Origin of the sequence: Amycolatopsis sp. NPDC004169 (genome assembly GCF_040610315.1) — a bacterium.
Lineage (GTDB): Bacteria > Actinomycetota > Actinomycetes > Mycobacteriales > Pseudonocardiaceae > Amycolatopsis.
The window spans coordinates 19,363-33,756 of record NZ_JBEXMD010000041.1 but is presented as its reverse complement, the minus strand read 5'-3'; the positions used below and the strand labels follow the sequence as shown (position 1 = coordinate 33,756).

Here is a 14,394-nt window from a genome sequence, read left to right as displayed (position 1 = left end):
GGTCACAATGCGTCATGCCCGTTTCACCCGGTGCGCCGCCGGAACCGGCGCGCCCCGGGTTGAGCGCGTCCGACCTCGCCCTGGTGGAAGCCCTGCAGCGCGACCCGCGGGCGCCCTGGACGCGCATCGCCGCGGCGGTCGGCACCGACGCGACGACGGCGGCCCGCCGCTGGGAACGGCTGCAGGCCGCCGGGCTGGCCTGGCTCACCGCCTACTCGACGCCGCCCACGACCACCGTCGGCTACGTCGACCTCGCCTGCCGCCCGGACGCGTTGAGCGCACTGACCCGCGAGCTGTGCGGCTGGCCGCCGGTGTTCAGCGTCGAGCGCACCACCAGCCGGTTCGCGTTGTTCCTCGGCCTGGCCGCCCGCGATCTCGACGCGCTGGACGCACTGGTCACCGGCCGCATCGGCGCGCTGCCCGGGGTGCGGGAGGTGCGGTTCGCCGTCGCCACCCGCGTCTACCGGGAGGGCAGCGGCTGGCTGGTGGACGCGCTGGCCCCGGAGCAGCGGGCGGTGCTGGACGACACCGCGGTGCAGGCCCGGCTGGTCGTGCCGCAGCAGTGGGACGACCGTGACCTGCGCGCGCTGGTGGAGTCCCTCGGCGAGGACGGGCGGCGCAGCTACGCCGTGCTGGCCCGCGACTGCGGGATGAGCGAGTCGGCGGTGCGCCGCACGCTGGCCCGGATGCTGCGCAACCACGAGCTCGACTTCCGCTGCGACCTCGCGCACGTCCCGGCAGGCTGGCCGGTGATCGCCGGGTACCGCCTCGACGTCGACGCCACCGGGCTCGACCGCGCCGGGGCGGCGATCGCGCAGCTGCCGGAGACCCGGCTCGCGGCCGCGGTGGTGGGGGAGGGCAACCTCGTCGTCTCGGCTTGGCTGCGGGTGCCCTCCGACTGCACGGCCTACGAGACGCGGCTGGCCGAAGCCGCGCCCGGCGCGCGGGTCCTCGACCGCGCGATCACGCTGCGGATGCCCAAGCGGATGGGCCGCCTGCTCAGCCCGCACGGCCTCGGCGGCAGGCACCAGGCGATCATCCCGGCCCGCTGAACTAGGGTCGGGGAGCATGGACCTGCGCGAGACCCTGCACCGCCACGTCGAGGACGGCACGCTGCCCGGCGCGGTGGCGATCGTGGACCGGGGCGGCACGCGGGAGGTCGTGGCCGTCGGCTCGGTCGACGTCGAGGGCAGCCGCCCGATGGCCGAGGACACGCTGTTCCGCTTCGCGTCCATCACCAAGCCGATCACCGCGGCCGCGGCCCTCGTGCTGGTGGACGACGGCACCCTCGCCCTCGACGACCCGATCGGCCACTGGCTGCCCGAGCTGGCCGAGCCGAAGGTGGTGCGCACCCCGGTGAGCGCGCTCGACGACGTCGTCCCGGCGAAGCGCCCGATCACGGTGTCCGACGTGCTCACCAGCCAGGCCGGCTGGGGCTTCGCGTCGGACTTCTCGCTGCCGGCCGTGCAGGCGCTGGCCGGGGTGCAGCGCGACGGCCGGGAAGTGCAGAGCTTCCCCGAACCGGACGTCTGGCTCGCACAGCTCGCGGAAGTACCGCTGACCTACCAGCCCGGCGAATCCTGGCTCTACGACACCTGTTCGACCCTCCAGGGACTGCTCGTCGCACGCGCGTCCGGACAGTCTTTCCCGGAGTTCCTCGCCGAGCGGATCTTCGCCCCGCTGGGCATGACCGACACCGGGTTCGTCGCCGAGCCCGGCCGATTCACCGCCTTCTACAAGAAGACTCCGGACGGGCTGGTGCTCGCCGACCCGCCGGACGGCCAGTGGGCCGCGATGCCCGCGTTGCCGCTCGGCAACGGCGGTCTCGCCGGGACGGCGGGGGACTGGGCCGCGTTCGGCCGCATGCTGCTGGCCGGCGGCGCCGGTGTGCTCACGCCGCAGGCCGTCCGGCTGATGACCACCGACCAGACGACCGCGGCGCAGCGCGAGATCGGCGCGCTGTTCCTCGAAGGCCAGGGCTGGGGGATGGGCGGCTCGGTGGACATCGCCGTCACCGAGCCGTGGCACGTCCCCGGCCGGTACGGGTGGGTCGGCGGCACCGGCACCACCGCGCACGTCGTGCCCGCCACCGGCACCGTGGCCGTCCTGCTCACCCAGGTCGGCGAGGACTCCCCCGTGACGCCCGGCTGGATGCGGGACTTCTGGCGGGCGGCGGCCGCGTAGGGTCTGCAGTGGATCTCCTACGGTGGAAGGACGTGCGGGTGGGCGAGTCGAACTGGGCCGGGAACCTCACTTACGGCGCGGACGCGGTGACGACCCCGCGGACCGTCGCCGAGGTCCAGGAAGCCGTCGCCGGCGCGACGCGCGTCAAAGCCCTCGGCAGCCGGCACTGCTTCAACACGATCGCGGACTCCCCGGGCGGGCTGCTGCTGGACCTGCACGCCCTCGACGTCCCGGTGGAGATCGGCGACGGCACCGTGACGGTCGGCGGGTCGGCCCGCTACGGCGACTTCGCGCAGCAGCTGCACGACGCGGGCTTCGCGCTGCCGAACCTCGCGTCGCTGCCGCACATCACGGTGGCCGGCAGCGTCGCGACCGGCACCCACGGCTCCGGGCGGCGGCAGCCGGGGCTCGCCGCGGCCGTCTCGGGGATCGAGCTGGTCGCCGCCGACGGCTCGCTGCGCCGCTTCACCCGCGCCGACGCCGAGTTCCCCGGCCTGGTCGTCGGCCTCGGCGCGGTCGGCGTCGTCACCCGGCTGACCCTCGACGCGGTTCCCGCGTTCGACGTCCGCCCGGACGTTTTCGACGATCTGCCGTGGGAAGCCGCGTACGCGCACTTCGACGAAATCGAAGACGCGGGCTACAGCGTCAGCATGTTCACGAACTGGGCGAACGACGCGGTCGACCAGGTGTGGGTCAAGAGCCGCGTCGACGAGTTCACCGAGCGCCGGGACCTGTTCGGCGCGGTCCCGGCGGACGGCCCGCGCCACCCGGCGCACGCCGCCGGCATCCCGGCGGACAACTGCACGCCCCAGCAGGGGGTTCCGGGGCCGTGGCACGAGCGGCTCCCGCACTTCGCGCTGGCGTTCACCCCGAGCGTCGGCGACGAGCTGCAGTCGGAGTACTTCGTGCCCTACGAGCACGCGGTGGCCGCGATCCGGGCGGTCCGCGAGCTCGCCGACCTGGTGGCACCGCTGCTGCTGGTCTCGGAGATCCGCGCGATCGCGGCCGACGACCGCTGGCTGTCCCCCTGCCACGGCGGCGACCGGGTGGCCCTGCACTTCACCTGGCAGCCGCGGCAGCCGGAGGTCGAGGCGGTGTTGCCGGTGCTCGAGGAGCGCCTGGCGCCCTTCGGGGCGCGCCCGCACTGGGGCAAGCTTTTCCACGGCGTCCCGGTGGGGTACCCGCGGCTGGCGGAGTTCCGGGCGCTGGCGGAGAACCTCGACCCGGCGGGCAAGTTCCGCAACCCCTTCCTGGAGCGGAACGTCTTCGGCGGCTAGCGTGGCGGCCGGCCCGTCGGTGGGGCGGTCGTGGCGCGGACGATCAGGTGGGTGTCCAGCACCCGGGTCGTGTGCTTGTCGGCCTCGCCGTCGAGCAGGCCGAGCAGGATCGTCACCGCCGCGCGGCCTGCCGCCTCCGTCGGCATCGCGATCGTCGTCAGCGGTGGGGCCGAGATCGCCGCGAAGACCAGGTCGTCGAAGCCGACGAGGCTGACTTCGTCCGGCACCGGTACGCCGCGGGCGTTCAGCCGGGCCAGCGCGCCGAAGGCGACGAGGTCGTTGTAGGCGATGATCGCGGTCACGTCCGCCGCCAGCGCCAGGTCCGCGCCCTGCAGGCCGCCCTCGAACACCGGCGGGAACGGGCCGAACTCGACGACGTCGGTGCCGTGCGCCTGCGCGGTCTCCGCCAGGCCCTGCCGGCGGGCCCGGTTCGCCCAGGACGCCCGCGGGCCGCCCAGGTAGGCGCAGCGGCGGTGGCCCAGCGCGGCCAGGTGCTCGATCGCCTGCCGCATCCCGTCCGCGGCGTCGAGCACGATCGACGGGATCCCCGGGACCTCGCGGTTGACCAGCACCAGGGTCGTCCGCGCGGCGAGCGTGCGCAGCTGGTCGTCGGTCATGCTGGGGCTGCACAGCACGACCCCGTCGACCTGCCCGGCCATCCGGCGGACGAGGTTCTGCTCGGTCGCCGGGTCCTCGTCGCTGTTGGCGAACAGCACCGCGATGCCGTCCTGCCGGGCGCGCGCCTGGACACCGTTGAGCACGCCGGTGAAGAACGGGTTGCCCAGGTCGGAGACGACGATCCCGATGTGCCCGGTGCGGGCCGCGGTTCCCGGCTGCGGGGCGCCGGCCGCGTGGTAGCCCAGCTCGTGCGCGGCGGCCAGCACCCGGGTGCGGGTCTGCTGCCGCACCAGGCCCGGGGACGTGAACGCGCGCGAGACGGTCGAGATCGACACGTCGGCCCGGCGGGCGACGTCGTGAATCGTCACGGCCACGGCAACTCCTCGGCAGGCTCCCGGGCAACATCATGAAAAGGGCGGAGACCGTTGTCAACAAATCCCGCAAACCCCGCAAGCCGGGCTCTTCCATTCCAGTAAGCGCTATCTCGAAAACCGCGCCGCCGGTGTTCGACTGTTTCGACGCGGTGTCCCGGTGATTGACACGTTTGTCGCGAACGCCCTACCGTGACGCCCGGAAGTTTCTCCCGAACGCCTGACCCGTTCCGTCGGTCCCGCGCGGCCCTCGGGGCCGCCGATCGGAGATCCATGTCGGGGAGCCGGAGCCGCACCGTCGCGGACCCGCCGAGGCTGGCGGTCGTCGGCACGTCCGGCTACGCCTTCAGCTACCTGCACCGTGCGCGGATCCTGCACGACGAAGGACTGGTCCGGTTCGCCGGCATGGCCGACATCCGCCCGCCGTCGGCCGCCGCGGGCGCCCTGCTGCCGCCCGGCGGTACCGCGCACACCGGCGTCGAGGACCTGCTCCGCCGCTGCCGCCCGGACATCACCGTGGTCGCGACCCCACCGCACGCGCACGTCCGGACCGCGGCCGCGGTGCTGCGGGCGGGCAGCGACCTGCTGCTGGAGACCCCGCCGGTGCTCGACCTCGCCGGCTTCACCACGCTGACGCGGCTGGCCGCGGAGACCGGAGCGGCCTGCCAGACCGGGTTCCAGAGTTTCGGCTCCCCGGTGCTCCCGGTCCTGCGCGCGGCGATCGACGACGGCAGGCTCGGCGCCGTCGTCGGCGTGGGCGCGGCCGGCGCGTGGATCCGCACCGACGCCTACTACCGCCGCAACCCCTGGGCCGGCCGCCGCTGGCTCGACGGCGAGGCCGTCGTCGACGGCGCGCTGACCAACCCGTTCTCCCACGCCGTGGCCACCGCGCTGCTGGTCGGCGGGGTCGCCGGGCGCGCTCCGGCGGAGATCGCGCTCGAGCTCTACGGCACGCGGGACATCGAAGCCGACGACACCGCGTGCCTGCGGATCCGGTTCGGCGCCGGACCGGAGATCGTCGTCGCCGCTTCCCTGTGCGCGGAACAGGACCACGAGCCCTACGTCGTGGTGCACGGCGAAAAGGCGCGGGCGAAGTTCTGGTACAAGAGCCACCGCCTCGAACTCGACGACGAGCGGTGCCACCCCGGCCCCCCGGCCGACCTGCTGCGCAACCTGATCGCCCACCGCCTCGACCCGGACGCCGTGCCGCTGCTCGCGCCGCTGTCCGGCACCCGGGCGTTCGCCTCGGTGGTCGAAGCGGTGCGGGACGCGCCCTCGCCGTCGAAGATCCCCGCGGGCTGGATCCGCAGCGTCGGCGAAGGGGCGAGCCGGTATTCGGTCGTGCGGGGGATCGGCGAAGAAGTGGCCGTCGCCGCGGACCGGCTCGCGCTGTTCTCGGAAATCGGTGTCCCGTGGGCGCGGGCCGCACGGCGGCGGACGGGCTGACCTCCCCGGTCGGGCCCACGGCACGGGTAAGCGCTTTCTCCCGTGGTCTGAAAACACTGAAAACATTGCTGCACAAGGGTTGTTCTCCCGATCACGTCGTTGACACCGCTGCGCCGCGCTGCCTACCGTGACCCGCGCTGACGGTGTTTTCAGGCTGCGTTTTCACCGAAGAGTCCCGACCGGCCGAGGACGGAGAGTTCGATGGGGCGGACAACTGTGCGCAGGACCAGGGGCCGGGGTGCCGCCGCGCTGGCCGTGGTGGTCCCGCTGCTGCTGACCGGGGTGGCCGCCTGCGGCTCGGGTTCCGGGGGCGGCGGTGCCGCGACCATCACCTTTGTGTGGTGGGGCAGCGAAGGGCGGGCGAACCTGACGCAGAAGGCCGTCGAGCTCTTCCAGCAGAAGAACCCCGACATCGAGGTGCAGACGTCGTTCTCGGCGTACGCGGCCTACTGGGAGAAGCTGGCGACGCAGACGGCCGGGGGCAAGCCGCCGGACGTGCTCAACGTCGACAGCCGCTACCTGGCCGAATACGGCGGCCGCAACGTCCTGGCCGACCTGAACTCCGGGGCAGGCAGGGCGATCTCGCTCGCCGACGTCAACCCGGAGCTGGCGGCCACCGGCGTCTACCAGGGCAAGCGGTACGCGGTGCCGTGGGCCCAGAACACCCCGGCGATGATCTACGACCCGGCGGCGTTCACGGCGGCCGGTGCCGACCCGGCGAAGGGCCTGACCTGGGACCAGTACGCCGAAGCGGCCCGGAAGGCCGGCACGGCGGGCCCGGCGCGCGGCGTGACCGACTTCGGCATCCTCGACACGACGCTGGAGATCTGGCTGCGCCAGCAGGGCAAGCAGTTCTACACCCCCGACGGCAAGCTCGGCTTCACCGCCGACGACCTGCGCCGCTACTGGGAACTGGCGAGCGAGTTCCGCGAGATCAAGGCCGCCTCGCCCGCCGACGTCACGGCGTCCTACAACACCTCGCCCGAGCAGTCGCCGCTCGGCAAGAAGCTGACCAGCTCGGAGTTCGCCTACGACAACCTGCTGCCCGCCTACCGGAAGGCGAACGGCAAGCCGCTGAACGTGGCGCCGTACCCCACCGGTGCGAACGGCGGCACCGGGCAGTACCGGCGGCCGTCGATGTTCCTGGCGGTGGCCGCGCGCAGCGGGCAGCAGGAAGCGGCGGCGAAGCTCGTCGACTTCCTGATCAACGACCCCGAGGCCGGCAGGATCGTCGGCACCGACCGCGGCCTCGCGCCGAACCTGAAGGTCCGCGCGCAGCTCGCCGGCGAGGCCAAGGGCAACGACAAGACCCTCTACGACTACGAGGCCGCACTCGAACCGAAGCTCGGGGCCGCGCCGCCGGTGCCGCCCAAGGGCGCCGGCGCGATCCAGAAGCTCCTCCAGCGCACGTACGAAGAGGTCGCGTTCGGCCGGATGAGCATCGACGACGCGGTCAGCCGGTTCATGACCGAAGCCGAGAAGGGACTGTCCTAGCCGATGACGACCCTGCGCACGCCGGACCCGCCGGTCGCCCCCGTGGCGCCCGCGCGCGTCCGGCGCCGGGAGCGGCCGGGCGGGCGCCGCCGCAAGAGCCAGCCGGAGGCCTTCGCCTTCCTGGCCCCGTGGCTGCTCGGCGCGGTGGCGCTGACCGTCGGCCCGATGGTGGTCTCGCTCTACCTCTCGTTCACCGACTACGACCTGTTCACCACCCCGAAGTGGGTCGGCTTCGGCAACTTCGCGCACATGTTCACCGGCGACGACCGCTACCTGCAGTCGGTCGAGGTGACGCTCATCTACGTGCTGGTCTCGGTGCCGCTGAAGCTGACGGTCTCGCTGCTGGTGGCCATGCTGCTCAACACCCGCCGCGGCGGGACCGGTTTCTACCGCGCGGCGTTCTACGCCCCTTCGCTGCTCGGCGCGAGCGTCGCGGCGGCGCTGGTGTGGCGGGCGCTGTTCATGGGCGGCGGCCCGGTGAACGAGGTACTGGCCTTCCTCGGCTGGCACACCCCGAGCTGGGTCGACGACCCGCGGTTCAGCCTGGCCTCGATCGTCCTGCTGGGCGTCTGGCAGTTCGGCGCGCCGATGGTCATCTTCCTGGCCGGGCTCAAGCAGATCCCGGCGGAGCTGCACGAGGCGGCCGCGATCGACGGCGCGGGCGCGTTCCGCCGGTTCCGGCACATCACGCTGCCCGTGCTGTCGCCGGTGATCTTCTTCAACCTGGTGATGGAGGCGATCCACGCCTTCCAGGCGTTCACCCCGGCGTTCGTCATCGGCGGCGGCCGCGGCGGTCCGGCCGACGCGGACCTGTTCTACACGCTCTACCTGTTCGAGGTCGGCTTCCAGGACTTCCGGATGGGCTACGCGTCCGCGATGGCCTGGGTGCTGCTGGTGGTCATCGCGATCGTCACGGCCATCGTGTTCCGGACGGCGAAGCTCTGGGTGTTCTACGACGACGCGGAGGCACGGAAGTGACCGCGCTCCCGCGCACCGCCCGGTCGGCCGGCCGGCACGTGCTGTGCCTGGTCATCGTCGCCGTGGTGCTGTACCCGCTGGTGTGGCTGGCGTTCGCGTCGGTCAAACCGCCGGACGAAATCCTGTCCCGGCTGGCGCTGCTGCCCACCCGGTTCGTCTTCGACGGCTACGCGAAGGGCTGGGAAGGCGCGGCGGACGTCGGGTTCGGCCGCTTCTTCCTCAACTCGTTCCTGGTGGCCGGCCTGTCGGTGGTGGCGAACGTGCTGTCGTGCTCGCTGGCCGCGTTCGCCTTCGCGCGGCTGGAGTTCCGGTTCCGGGGCGCGCTGTTCGCGTTCATACTCACGACGCTGATGCTGCCCTACCACGTCACGCTCATCCCGCAGTACGTGATCTTCCAGCAGGCCGGGCTGGTCGACACGTTCGTCCCGCTGATCCTGCCGAAGCTGCTGGCCACGGAGGCGTTCTTCGTGTTCCTGATCGTCCAGTTCATGCGCGGCATCCCGCGCGAGCTCGACGAAGCGGCGACCATCGACGGCTGCTCGGTGTACCGCACGTTCTGGCACGTGGTGCTGCCGCTGGCGAAACCGGCACTGGTGACGACGTCGATCTTCACGTTCATCTGGACGTGGAACGACTTCTTCACCCAGATGGTGTACCTGAACGACACGGAGAAGTTCACCGTGCCGCTGGGCCTGCGGCTGTTCGTCGACACCAGCAGCGAGTCGAACTTCGGCGCGATGTTCGCGATGTCCGCGCTCGCGCTCGTCCCGATCGTGCTGTTCTTCCTCGCCTTCCAGCGCCTGCTGGTCGAAGGCGTCAGCACCAGCGGCCTGAAGGGGTGACGTGATGCGAACCGGGTGGCGCGCCGGGCTCGGCGACTTCTCGGACTGCCTGCTGGCCGGGCTGCTGGTCGCGCTGGCGTCGGTGCCGGTGGTGACGGCCGCCCCGGCGTTCGTGGCGGGCTGCCGGGTCCTGGACCGGACCCGGCACGGCGTCGGAAGTCCACTGTGGACGACGTTCTGGGCGGACTTCCGCTCGGCGGCCCGCGGCGGGGTGGGCTTCGGGCTCGGGTGCCTGGCCGCGGTGGTGGCGTTCGCGGTGGACCTGGCGGTGGTGGCCGCGATGCCGGGGGCGGGGGTGCTGCGGCCGGCGTTGTGGGTACTGGCGGTGGCCGGTGCGGTGGTGGCGGTGCGGACGTGTGAGGTGATGGCCACGGGCGGCCCGGACTGGCGCCGGGCGGTCGTGACCGCGGCCCGGGAAACCGCCGCGGACCCCGAGAACGGCCTGCTGCTCGCCGTCGCGGCCGGCCTCGCGGTGCTGCTCGTCTGGATGCTGCCGATCCTGGCGCTCGTGGTGGCCGGGCCCCTCGCCCTGGCCGCCGTCGCGACCGGCGGCCGCCGGTGACGCCGGAGGTGGTCGTGTTCGGCACGGCCGGTTACGCGGCCCAGCACCTGCGCCGCGCCCGCGCCCGGCACGACCGCGGGGAACTCCGCCTCGCCGGCGCCTGCGACGTCCGCGAACCCTCCGCTGAAGCCCGTGCCCTGCTGCCCGAAGGTGCGGTGATCGCCAGGGACGCGGGCGAACTGCTCGCCCGCACCACCCCGGACATCGCCGTGGTGGCGACCCCGCCGCACACCCACCTGCCCCTGGCGAGGCTCGCGCTCGCCGCCGGCTGTCACCTGCTCGTCGAGAAGCCGCCGGTGCTCGACCTCGCCGCCTTCGCCGAACTCACCGGTCTGGCCTACGGCCGCGCCTGCCAGACCGGGTTCCAGAGCTTCGGCTCCGCCGCGGTCCCGGTCGTGCGGGCCGCGATCGAGGGCGGGGCGATCGGCACGGTCACCGGGATCGCCGCCGCCGGGGCGTGGATCCGGCGGGACCGGTACTTCGCGCGCGCCGACTGGGCGGGCCGTCGCCGCGTCGGCGGGCAGCCGGTCGTGGACGGCACGCTGACCAACCCGTTCGCCCACGCCGTGGCGACGGCGTTGCTGGTCAACGGCACCGCCGAAGTGCTGCCCGAACGGATCGCCGTCGAGCTGTACCGCGCCCGGGACATCGAGTCGGACGAGACCGCCTGCGCGCGGCTGAGCTTCCCGGGCGCGCCGGACGTCGTCGTCGCGGCCACCCTCGACGCCGAAGCCGACCACGACCCGTACGTGCTGGTCCACGGCACGGAAGGGCAGATCCGCTGGCACTACAAGACGGACCTGCTCACCATCGACGGCGAACAGCGCCAGGTCGCCCCGCCGCGGGACCTGCTGGCCAACCTGGTCGCGCACGTCCGCGCGGGCGAGCCACTGCTGGCCCCACTGGCCGCCACCCGCGCGTTCACCGCCCTGGTGGCGGCCGTGCGAGACGCCCCCGAGCCGCTCCCGCTGCCCGCCGCGTGGGTCGAGACCGTGGGCACCGGGCCCGACCGGCACTTCGTCGTGCCCGGCATCGACCGGGACGTCGAGACCGCGGCCGAGCGGCTCGCGCTCTTCTCCGAACTCGCCCTGCCCTGGACCGGCGCGGCTCTCCCGGAACGAAAGAGGTGATGGCGGTGCGTCGCCACGCGATCGTCGGGCTGGGCTCGCGCGCCGAGCTGTTCGCCCGGGCACTGGCCGCGTCGCCGCGGGCGGAACTCGCGGCGTTCTGCGACCGCAACGAGACCCGCATGCGGGTCCACAACGGCTGGCTCGGCACGGAGATCCCCGCCTACCGGCCGGAGGACTTCACCGCCATGCTGGCGAAGGAACGCATCGACGTCGTCGTGGTGTGCACGCCCGACCACACGCACGCCGGGTACGTCGTCGCCGCGCTCGAGGCCGGCTGCGATGTCGTCACGGAGAAGCCGATGACCACCGACGTCGAGGGCGCCCGGGCGATCCTGGCGGCCCGGCGCGAGACCGGCCGCTCGGTGCGGGTGGCGTTCAACTACCGGTACAACCCGGTCCACCGCCGGGTCCGGGAGCTGCTCGACGGCGGAGCGATCGGGGAGATCGGCTCGGTCGAGTTCAGCTGGCTGCTCGACACCGCGCACGGCGCCGACTACTTCCGCCGCTGGCACCGCGAGAAGGCGAACTCCGGGGGCCTGCTCGTGCACAAGTCCGGCCACCACTTCGACCTGGTCAACTGGTGGCTCGGCCGCGGCCCCGAAACGGTGTTCGCATTGGGCAGGCTGTTCTTCTACGGTGACAAAACCGGCCACCGGAGCGACCGGTTCGCGCTGGACCTCGACGCCGCACCCAAGCTGCGCGCGCTCTACCGCGACGCCGCACGCGAAGACGGTTACGTCCGGAACCAGGACGTGTTCGCACCCGGGGTCACCATCGAAGACGACCTCTCGGTGCTCGTGCGCCACCACGGCGGGGCGGTGCTGAACTACCACCTGCACGCCTATTCACCGCGGGAGGGCTACCGCGTCGCCTTCTCCGGCAGCGAAGGACGGCTGGAGCTGGACGTCCGGGAGAACGAGTACGCCTCCGGCGCCGAGCCGGTGCCGAAGCGGGCGCGGGCCCGGCTGACCGTGCAGCGGCACTGGGAACCGCCGGGCACCGTCTTCGACGGACTCCTCGGCGAGGGCCACGGCGGCGGCGACGAGCGGATGCTCGCCGAACTGCTCGGCGACGCCGAACCGGACGCGCTCGGCTGCGCGGCCGGCCACGACGCCGGTCTCCAGGCCCTGCTCACCGGCCTGGCCGCGAACCGGTCCCTAGAAACCGGCCAGGCCGTGGCCGTCGAGGAGCTGCTGGAGGAGATCGGGGAACCGGCGTGAGCCGCGCCGCGGTGGGGGACGGCACGCCGGCGGTGACGGAGGAGCCCGACGGCCGGGTGTGCGTGCGCCTCGGCGACCTCGTGCTGGCCGAGTACGTCGTCGAGCCGCCGACACCCGCCGGGGACTCGCCCAAGCCGTACCTGCACCCGCTGCGCACCACCGCCGGGGAGGTCGTGACGGCGGTCCGGCCGCACGACCACACCTGGCACAACGGCCTGCAGTTCACCATGGCCCACCTCTCCGGCGAGAACTTCTGGGGCGGCCGCACCTACGTCCGCGGCCGGGGCTACACCCCGCTCGACAACAACGGCACCATCGGCCACGTCCGCTGGGAAGGCATCGACGACGCGGGTGGCCGGTGCGAGCTGCGGCACGAGCTGGCCTGGCGCACCGCGGGCGGCCGGCGCTGGCTCACCGAACACCGCACGCTGGGCTTCGGCGACGTCTCGCGGCGCGGCGGGCACTGGACGCTCACCTGGTCCAGCCGGCTGCGCAACACCAGCGGCCACGAACTGCGCTGGGGGAGCCCGGTCACCGAAGGGCGGGACACCGCAGGCTACGGCGGGCTGTTCTGGCGCGGGCCGCGCTCGTTCGTCGGCGGCACCGTCCGCACGCCGGACGGGAAATCCGCGGCCGACGCGATGGGGCACCGGGCGCCGTGGCTCGCCTTCACCGGGCGGCACGACGAAAGCCTCCGGACCTCGACGCTGCTGTTCGCCGACAGCCCGGGCAACGCGGCCCACCCGACGGCCTGGTACGTGCGGGCCGAGCCGTTCCCCGTGGTCAGCTTCGCCGCCACCTACCACCGGCCGTGGCTGCTCGAACCGGACGAGGAACTGACCCTGACCCACCACGTCGTCGTCATCGACGGCGCCCCGGACACCGCCCGGCTGTCCGAGCTGGCCGCCCGGGCGGCCGAGGAGAGGAGCTGACATGCGCTGGACGGCTTTCGCGGGGTGTCTCGCCCTGCTCGGACTGACGGTGACCGCGGTACCCGCCCAAGCCCACGGCCGCGACCCCGGGCGGGTCGTGCTCGGCGCCCACGACGGCTGGGCCGCGGCGACCACCGGCACCACCGGCGGGTCGGCCGCCGCCCCCGCCGACGTCCGGACGGTGGCCAAGCGCTCCGAGCTCGCGGCCGCACTGGCCGCACACCCCGGCGCACCCAAGATCGTCTACGTCCGCGGCACCGTCGAGGGCAATGTGGACGCGGCCGACCGGCCCGTGAGCTGTGAAAGTTTCGCCGATCCCGGGTACAGCCTCCCGGCGTACCTGGCCGCCTACGACCCGGCCACCTGGGGGAGGGTGCCGCCGTCCGGGCCGCTGGAAGAAGCCCGCGAGCGGTCGCAGGCCAACCAGGCGAAGCAGGTCGTCCTCGACGTCGGCCCGAACACCACGATCGTCGGCCTGGGCGGGCACGCCACCCTGCACGGGCTGACCCTGCGCGTCACCGGGGACAACGTCATCCTGCGCAACCTGCGCTTCTCCGACGCCCACGACTGCTTCCCCCAGTGGGACCCCCTCGACACCGCCGACGGCAACTGGAACTCCGAGTACGACAACGTCGACCTGGTCGGCGCGACCCACGTCTGGGTGGACCACAACGAGTTCGGCGACGGCGGGAACGACGAGCAGCCGGCGTACTTCGGCCGCAAGTACGAGGTCCACGACGGCCTGCTCGACATCGTCAAGGGCTCGGACCTGGTCACGGTGTCCTACAACCGGCTGCACGACCACGACAAGACCATGCTGATCGGCAACACCGACAAGCCTGCCCACGACGTCGGGAAGCTGCGGGTCACCCTGCACCACAACCTGTTCTCCGAGATCGGGCAGCGCGCGCCCCGCGTGCGGTACGGCCAGGTGCACGTCTACGACAACCTCTACTCGGTCGAGGATGCGGCCGCCTACACGTATTCGCTCGGCGTGGGTGTGGAATCGCGGATCTACGCGGAAAACAACTTCTTCCGGATCCCCGCCGGGCTGCCGCTGGGGCAGCTGGTGCACTACTGGAAGGGCACCGTGCTGCACGCGAGCGGCACCCTGGTGGCCCGGGGTGGCCAGTGGCCGCGCCCGGTCGATCTGCTGGCCGAATACAACGCCGCCAACGACCCGGATCTCGGATCGGACGTCGGGTGGACGCCGTCCCTCGTCGAACGCGTCGACCGCGCCTGGGCGGTCCCGGCCCTGGTGCTCGCCGGTGCCGGTCCCGGCCGCTGAACCTCCGACGGTTCCGCGGTTTTCGGCACGTGTTTTCTGAAAACGCTTCCTC

At 72.9% G+C, this 14,394-nt stretch carries 13 protein-coding genes; 12 read left to right on the top strand and 1 reads right to left on the bottom strand.

Going from position 1 to position 14,394, the window contains the following annotated elements:
• Positions 1-14: 14 nt before the first annotated feature.
• The 3 genes from ABZX11_RS38190 to ABZX11_RS38180 are packed head-to-tail and all read left to right on the top strand — an operon-like array spanning position 15 to position 3,461.
• Positions 15-1,052: an Lrp/AsnC family transcriptional regulator gene (locus ABZX11_RS38190; RefSeq protein WP_354922770.1), complete on the top strand. Its 1,038-nt coding sequence runs from the start codon at positions 15-17 to the stop codon at positions 1,050-1,052.
• A gap of 16 nt (positions 1,053-1,068) precedes the next feature.
• Entirely contained in the window at positions 1,069-2,184 is a 1,116-nt protein-coding gene (locus tag ABZX11_RS38185; protein WP_354922767.1) for a serine hydrolase domain-containing protein, read from the top strand.
• 38 nt (positions 2,185-2,222) lie between these two features.
• A complete protein-coding gene (locus tag ABZX11_RS38180; RefSeq protein ID WP_354922764.1) occupies positions 2,223-3,461 on the top strand; it encodes an FAD-binding protein in 1,239 nt (412 codons plus the stop codon).
• Here ABZX11_RS38180 and ABZX11_RS38175 read toward each other — a convergent pair.
• Positions 3,458-4,453, bottom strand: coding sequence for a LacI family DNA-binding transcriptional regulator (locus tag ABZX11_RS38175; RefSeq protein ID WP_176169838.1), 996 nt, complete (start codon positions 4,451-4,453; stop codon positions 3,458-3,460). The genes ABZX11_RS38180 and ABZX11_RS38175 overlap by 4 nt on opposite strands.
• A 270-nt stretch (positions 4,454-4,723) precedes the next feature.
• Here ABZX11_RS38175 and ABZX11_RS38170 point away from each other — a divergent pair, with 270 nt between their 5' ends.
• The 9 genes from ABZX11_RS38170 (at position 4,724) to ABZX11_RS38130 (ending at position 14,342) form a co-directional block, all read left to right on the top strand.
• The gene (locus ABZX11_RS38170) at positions 4,724-5,896 is read left to right on the top strand and encodes a Gfo/Idh/MocA family oxidoreductase (RefSeq protein WP_354922760.1); all 1,173 of its coding nucleotides are present in this window, start codon (positions 4,724-4,726) and stop codon (positions 5,894-5,896) included.
• A 201-nt stretch (positions 5,897-6,097) separates the two neighbouring features.
• Complete coding sequence (locus tag ABZX11_RS38165) at positions 6,098-7,390, top strand: extracellular solute-binding protein (protein ID WP_354922757.1); 1,293 nt, start codon at positions 6,098-6,100, stop codon at positions 7,388-7,390.
• Positions 7,391-7,393: 3 nt separating this feature from the next.
• Positions 7,394-8,368, top strand: coding sequence for a sugar ABC transporter permease (locus ABZX11_RS38160; RefSeq protein WP_176169837.1), 975 nt, complete (start codon positions 7,394-7,396; stop codon positions 8,366-8,368).
• Positions 8,365-9,210 carry a carbohydrate ABC transporter permease gene (locus ABZX11_RS38155; RefSeq protein WP_354922754.1) on the top strand — a complete coding sequence of 282 codons (846 nt, stop codon included), beginning with the start codon at positions 8,365-8,367 and terminating at the stop codon, positions 9,208-9,210. The genes ABZX11_RS38160 and ABZX11_RS38155 overlap by 4 nt, the downstream gene beginning before the upstream one ends.
• Before the next feature lie 4 nt (positions 9,211-9,214).
• Positions 9,215-9,772, top strand: coding sequence for a DUF624 domain-containing protein (locus tag ABZX11_RS38150; protein ID WP_354922751.1), 558 nt, complete (start codon positions 9,215-9,217; stop codon positions 9,770-9,772).
• Positions 9,769-10,902 (top strand): Gfo/Idh/MocA family oxidoreductase, encoded by a 1,134-nt coding sequence (locus ABZX11_RS38145; protein WP_354922748.1) that lies wholly within the window; start codon positions 9,769-9,771, stop codon positions 10,900-10,902. The genes ABZX11_RS38150 and ABZX11_RS38145 overlap by 4 nt, the downstream gene beginning before the upstream one ends.
• A complete protein-coding gene (locus ABZX11_RS38140; RefSeq protein ID WP_354922745.1) occupies positions 10,902-12,122 on the top strand; it encodes a Gfo/Idh/MocA family oxidoreductase in 1,221 nt (406 codons plus the stop codon). Before ABZX11_RS38145 ends, ABZX11_RS38140 begins: the two co-directional genes overlap by 1 nt.
• Positions 12,119-13,054, top strand: coding sequence for a PmoA family protein (locus ABZX11_RS38135; protein WP_176169832.1), 936 nt, complete (start codon positions 12,119-12,121; stop codon positions 13,052-13,054). The genes ABZX11_RS38140 and ABZX11_RS38135 overlap by 4 nt, the downstream gene beginning before the upstream one ends.
• Position 13,055: 1 nt before the next feature.
• On the top strand, positions 13,056-14,342 hold the full coding sequence (locus tag ABZX11_RS38130; protein WP_354922742.1) for a pectate lyase: 1,287 nt from the start codon (positions 13,056-13,058) through the stop codon (positions 14,340-14,342).
• Positions 14,343-14,394 lie beyond the last annotated feature (52 nt).

Bases quoted from the DNA above. Each gene is read 5' to 3' on its own strand.
- ABZX11_RS38190 (WP_354922770.1), top strand. From the start codon at position 15: ATGCCCGTTTCACCCGGTGCGCCGCCGGAACCGGCGCGCCCCGGGTTG.
- ABZX11_RS38185 (WP_354922767.1), top strand. From the start codon at position 1,069: ATGGACCTGCGCGAGACCCTGCACCGCCACGTCGAGGACGGCACGCTG.
- ABZX11_RS38170 (WP_354922760.1), top strand. From the start codon at position 4,724: ATGTCGGGGAGCCGGAGCCGCACCGTCGCGGACCCGCCGAGGCTGGCG.
- ABZX11_RS38165 (WP_354922757.1), top strand. From the start codon at position 6,098: ATGGGGCGGACAACTGTGCGCAGGACCAGGGGCCGGGGTGCCGCCGCG.
- ABZX11_RS38160 (WP_176169837.1), top strand. From the start codon at position 7,394: ATGACGACCCTGCGCACGCCGGACCCGCCGGTCGCCCCCGTGGCGCCC.
- ABZX11_RS38150 (WP_354922751.1), top strand. From the start codon at position 9,215: ATGCGAACCGGGTGGCGCGCCGGGCTCGGCGACTTCTCGGACTGCCTG.
- ABZX11_RS38140 (WP_354922745.1), top strand. From the start codon at position 10,902: ATGGCGGTGCGTCGCCACGCGATCGTCGGGCTGGGCTCGCGCGCCGAG.
- ABZX11_RS38130 (WP_354922742.1), top strand. From the start codon at position 13,056: ATGCGCTGGACGGCTTTCGCGGGGTGTCTCGCCCTGCTCGGACTGACG.